Source organism: Mesorhizobium sp. M7A.F.Ca.CA.004.06.1.1 (assembly GCF_003999135.1).
Lineage (GTDB): Bacteria > Pseudomonadota > Alphaproteobacteria > Rhizobiales > Rhizobiaceae > Mesorhizobium.
Genome location: NZ_RZPQ01000448.1, coordinates 1 through 4900 on the forward strand (window position 1 = coordinate 1; position 4900 = coordinate 4900).

At 63.2% G+C, this 4900-nt stretch carries 5 protein-coding genes; 3 read left to right on the forward strand and 2 right to left on the reverse strand.

Going from position 1 to position 4900, the window contains the following annotated elements; genetic code table 11:
- Together EN906_RS23035 and EN906_RS23040 are read left to right on the forward strand one after the other, a co-directional pair.
- Positions 1-1749: TIGR02302 family protein (locus EN906_RS23035; protein WP_127375397.1), on the forward strand; the 1749-nt coding region annotated here is incomplete at its 5' end.
- A gap of 112 nt (positions 1750-1861) precedes the next feature.
- Positions 1862-2233, forward strand: a complete 372-nt coding sequence (locus EN906_RS23040; RefSeq protein ID WP_127269183.1) for a glyoxalase superfamily protein — start codon at positions 1862-1864, stop codon at positions 2231-2233.
- On the opposite strand, the gene EN906_RS23045 is transcribed toward EN906_RS23040, so the two are convergent.
- Positions 2212-3093 (reverse strand): LysR family transcriptional regulator, encoded by an 882-nt coding sequence (locus EN906_RS23045; RefSeq protein WP_127269182.1) that lies wholly within the window; start codon positions 3091-3093, stop codon positions 2212-2214. The genes EN906_RS23040 and EN906_RS23045 overlap by 22 nt on opposite strands.
- A 222-nt stretch (positions 3094-3315) precedes the next feature.
- On the opposite strand from EN906_RS23045, the gene EN906_RS23050 reads away from it, so the two are divergent.
- Positions 3316-4263, forward strand: a complete 948-nt coding sequence (locus tag EN906_RS23050; protein ID WP_164748665.1) for a DMT family transporter — start codon at positions 3316-3318, stop codon at positions 4261-4263.
- Here EN906_RS23050 and EN906_RS23055 read toward each other — a convergent pair whose 3' ends face one another.
- On the reverse strand, positions 4264-4635 hold the full coding sequence (locus EN906_RS23055) for a response regulator (RefSeq protein WP_027038124.1): 372 nt from the start codon (positions 4633-4635) through the stop codon (positions 4264-4266).
- Positions 4636-4900 lie beyond the last annotated feature (265 nt).

Sequence of the window (4900 nt, forward strand, 5' to 3'; positions counted from 1 at the left end):
CTCCAGTTCACCAGCAAGCTGACCGGCGACGGCACGCTGACGCTGACGTCGGGCGAGGACCAGCTCGGCCGCTGGGCCTTCGCGGTCATATCGGACAAGCCGCCGCAGATCCGCTTCGTCGGCGAGCCCAAGCGCGCCGCAAACGGCGCCTTCGAGCTAAACTACCAGATCGACGACGACTATGGCGCCGCCACCGCCAAAGCGGTGTTCGCGCTCGCCGATCCGCAGGCGCCCAATGCGCGCCCGCTGTACGGTGCACCTGAAATGCCGCTGACGCTGCCGCGCCGCGGCGGCAAGTCGAACGCCGCCAAGACCTCCAAGGACCTGACCGAGCATGTCTGGGCCGGCAGCAGCATCAAGCTGACGCTGGTCGCCACCGATGATGCCGGGCACACTGCATCGAGCGAAACCAAGACGCTGCTGATGCCGGAGCGGCCTTTCGCCAATCCGCTGGCACGCGCCGTGATCGAACAGCGCCGCCTGCTGGCGCTCGACGCCAACGCCAAGCCGCGCGTGCTCGACCTGATGGACGCCATCACGCTGCGGCCGGAAGACACGTTCGACAACATGTCTCACTATCTCGCCATCATGAGCGCCCGCACCCGGCTGAAGATGGCCGAGAGCGACGATCAATTGCGCAGCGAGGTCTCCTATCTCTGGGAAATCGCGCTCGGCATCGAGGAAGGCAATCTTTCGGCCGCCGAAAAGCGGCTGCGCCAGGCGCAACAGGCGCTGCAGGACGCCATCAAGAATGGCGCCAGCGACGCTGAAATCGAAAAGGCGATGAAGGAACTGCGCGAGGCGATGAACCAGTTCCTGCAGGAATTCGCGGAGCGCGCCAAGCAGAATCCCAACGCCCCGCAGATGCAGCAGAATGGCCAGGAACTGCGCCAGAGCGACATCGATCGCATGATGGACCAGATCGAAAACCTGGCGAAGTCCGGAGATCGCGACAAGGCCCAGCAACTGCTGTCGCAACTGCAGGACATGATGAACAATCTGCAAGCCGGCCGTCAGCAGCAAGGCGGCCAGCAGGACAGCGAGATGCGCCAGCAGATGGACAAGCTGGGTGAGATCCTGCGGCGTCAGCAGGAGATGATGAACGACACCTTCCGCATGGATCAGATGCAGCGCGGCGAGCGCCAGCGCGGGCAGAACCGTGACGAGCAGCTCGGCGAAGGCGGCCAGGATGAGGACAGACCCGGCGTCGGCGAAGACCGCGATCCGCTCGCCCGGCAAAAGCCGATGACACCCCAGGAATTCGCCGATGCGCTGAAACAGCTGCAGCAGGGCCAGGGCCAGCTGCAAAGCGACCTGGATCAGCTGAAGAAGGGCCTCGAAGGCATGGGTATGGAGCCCAATGAAGGATTTGGCGAGGCCGGCAAGTCCATGGGCAATGCCGAACAGGCACTCGGCGAGGGCGAAGGCGATGCGGCCGTCGGTCATCAGGGCCGGGCGCTGGAAGCGCTGCGCAAGGGCGCCAAGGACATGATGAAGCAGATGCAAGCCATGCAGGGCGACCAGGGCGGCGGCGAGGAAGGCGGCCGGCAGCAGAACGCCGATCGTGATCCGCTCGGCCGGCCACGCGCCAGCCAGGGTCCCGATTTCGGCGATTCGGTGAAGGTGCCCGACGAGATCGACGTGCAGCGCGCCCGCCAGATACTGGAAGCGATCCGCAAACGGCTCGGCAATGCGCTCAGCCCCGACATCGAACGCAGCTATCTGGAACGGCTGCTCGAGCTGAAATAGAGCAATTCCAGGAAAAGTGTGAAGCGGTTTTCCGTCCGGAATTGCGAAAAAACATAGGGATTGCCGCCCGCGTCCATCCCACCTAAAGACCCTCTCGCGCGGTTGCACCACCATGCCCAGACTTGGCGCCGTTACACCCATCCTGCGCATCTTCGACATTGCCAAGGCGCGTGAATTCTATGTCGGCTTCCTCGGCTTCGAGGTGCAGTGGGAACATCGCTTCGCCGACGACGCGCCGCTTTACATGGCGGTCGGCCGCGACGGCTGCGTTCTGCATCTCAGCGAACATCATGGCGACGGTGCACCCGGCATCGCCCTGCGCATCGAGGTCGAGGACATCACCGCTCTTCATGGCGAACTGATCGGCAAAAACTACCGCTTCGCCAGGCCGGGCGTGGAAGATACGCCTTGGAAGACCCGCGAGGTATCGGTCGCCGATCCGTTCGGCAACAGGCTGCATTTCTACGAGGATGCCGCCGGCTGACTGAGCCTGTTGACGAAGGCTTCGCGGATCGCATCCTGCATGCCGTCGATCGCCTCACCTGACGCATTGGGGTTGCGGTGCATCACCACGTTGGAGGAATCGATGGCGCCGAATCCGTCCGCGGTGGTCAGTTCACGACAGCCGTCCGGAATGTTGCTGCGCGAAATCGGCGCGATCGCCAGTCCGGAGGTGACGGCGAGCTTGAGGCCGCCGGTGGTGTCGCTGGTATAGGCGACACGATAGGCAAGATCGCGCTGCTCCAGTGATTTGATGGCGAAGTCCTTGCACCAGCCGGCCCGGTTGTAGAGCGCGATCGGCACCGGCTGTTCCTCATGCATGTGATGCAGGGTCGACGTCACCCACACGGTCGGGTCGTGCATCAGCACTTCGCCGCCGGCGGGATCCTGCCATTCGAACACCACGCACAGATCGAGTTCGCCGGCAGCGAGCGCCGCCATCTGTGCCCCGGAATGGGCATAGCGCACGGTGACCTCGACCTGTGTATGACGCTTCGAGAAGGCGCCGAGCGCGCGCGACAGGATGGCGTGGCCATATTCCTCCGGAATGCCGATGCGCACCGGCCCGCCAAGCGGCGCTGCCGCCATCGATGCCGACGTCTCGTCGAGCAGCGAGACAATGCGGCGGGCGTTGACGATGAGTTCGCCGCCGCGCCGCGTCAACGCGACGCCGCGCGAACCGCGCTCGAACAGGCTGGCGCCGATCAGCTCTTCGAGCTTCTTCATCTGCATCGACACCGCGGATTGGGTGCGGCCGGCCTGCTCCGCCGCCTTGGTGAAATTGCCGGTCTCGGCAATCGCCACGAAGGTTCGCAGGAGGTCGCTGTCGAGGGTCGGCCGCATGGAATCCGCCATAAGAGAATTTGATTGCTGGCATCATTCCAATTCGTTTGCAACATGTCAAACGGCGGACGATAGTCGCCATACCCATTGGATATGCGGCTGCGAAATCAGCCGCGGACCAATCAAGAGTCCTCACTCGTGCCCGCTGCCCGAAACGGTGGCGGGTTCTTTTTACCCCGCAGGCGGCAGCTTCGGGTCGTACGCGCAGGAGCCTGGATGCAGATGCAGAATCGGATGGTGGGCGGCATCCTGAGCCTGTGCCTCGGCGTGCTGGTCTTTTCGCTGCAGGATCCGCTCGTCAAAGCCGTGTCGAGCGGCTATCCGGTGACCGAGGTGATGGCGATCCGCTCGATCGTCGCCCTGCCGATCCTGATCGTTCTGGTCCATGCCGATGTCGGCTTGCGGGCGATCCTGTCGAAGCGATTCCGCATGCTGACGGTGCGCGCCTTCATCCAGTTCACCTCCTATACGATGTACTACCTGGCCATCGCTGCTTTGCCGCTCGCCGATGCGGTGGCGCTTTATTTCATGGCGCCGCTGTTCATCATGGTCCTGGCCGGACCTTACCTTGGCGAGCGCGTCTCCTGGCAGACACTGGCAACCGTGCTGATCGGCTTGTTCGGCGTCCTCGTGATGCTGCGCCCCGGCGCAGGGCTGTTCGACTGGGCAGCGCTGCTGTCGCTGGGATCGGCGGCGCTCTATGGTTTTTCGCAGCTGATGGCCCGCAAGATCGGCGATACTGAATCGTCCACCGTCATGGCCTTCTATCAGAACGGCGCCTATCTGGTCGGCGCCGCCGTGGTTGCCGGGGCGTTTCACCTGGCCGGCATTACACACGCCGTTCACCCAAGCCTGGAATTCCTGGTACGGCCATGGCTTTGGCCGACGCTGCCGGATTTTCTCAAGATGGCGGCCTGCGGTTTCGTCGCCTCCGCCGGCATGATCCTGCTGTCGCAGGCCTACCGGATGGCGCCGGCCAACCGCGTTGCCACCTTCGAATACACCGGCATCCTGTGGTCGCCGCTGTGGGGTTTCCTGTTCTTCGCCGAGGTGCCGCGGTCGACGACGGTGATCGGCGCTGCCTTGATTATCGGCGCCGGTCTGCTGGCGCTCAACACCGAACGGCGCAAGAATGTTCCACCTGTGCTCGCTGCCGCCGACCCAGCCTGATCAGGCGAAGCAGATCAGCGCCCGCTCGACTCGCGAACGGATTTCGGCCAGCGTGAAGGGCTTCTGCACGACATCGAGGATGATGCCGTTCAATTCCTCGGCGCGCTCGCGCTGGTCGGCATAGCCGGTCATCAGCACGATCTTGATCGACGGAAACAATGCAGCAGCCGCGATCGCCATCTCGATGCCGTCCATCTCCGGCATGCGGATATCGGAGACGACGAGATCATAGCCGCCACGCGCCGCCTGGATCAGCGAAAGCCCCTGCGCGCCGTCCGCCGCGATATCGATTGTGTGCCCGGCGCGTTCAAGCGCGCGGGCGGCCAGGGTGCGGACGGACTCATCGTCCTCGACGATCAGAAGCTTTGCCATGGCCGGCATATTTGGCCGCCAAAAGTTGACTTTTCCTGAAAGCCCACGAGCAATTCAGGAAAAGTGTGAGACGATTTTCCGGGAAAAGCGCACAGCGCTTTCCCTTGGGAATTGCGTCAAAACAAAAAACTCGAGCGGTTCGGCGTTTTCGTGAAGCGGCGAACCGCTCTAAGCATCAGCAAACCTTTTTGATGCCGCTCAGACATCCCCTTTGACGACACCGACAAACGGCAACTCGCGAAAAGCATGGGCTACATCCATGCCG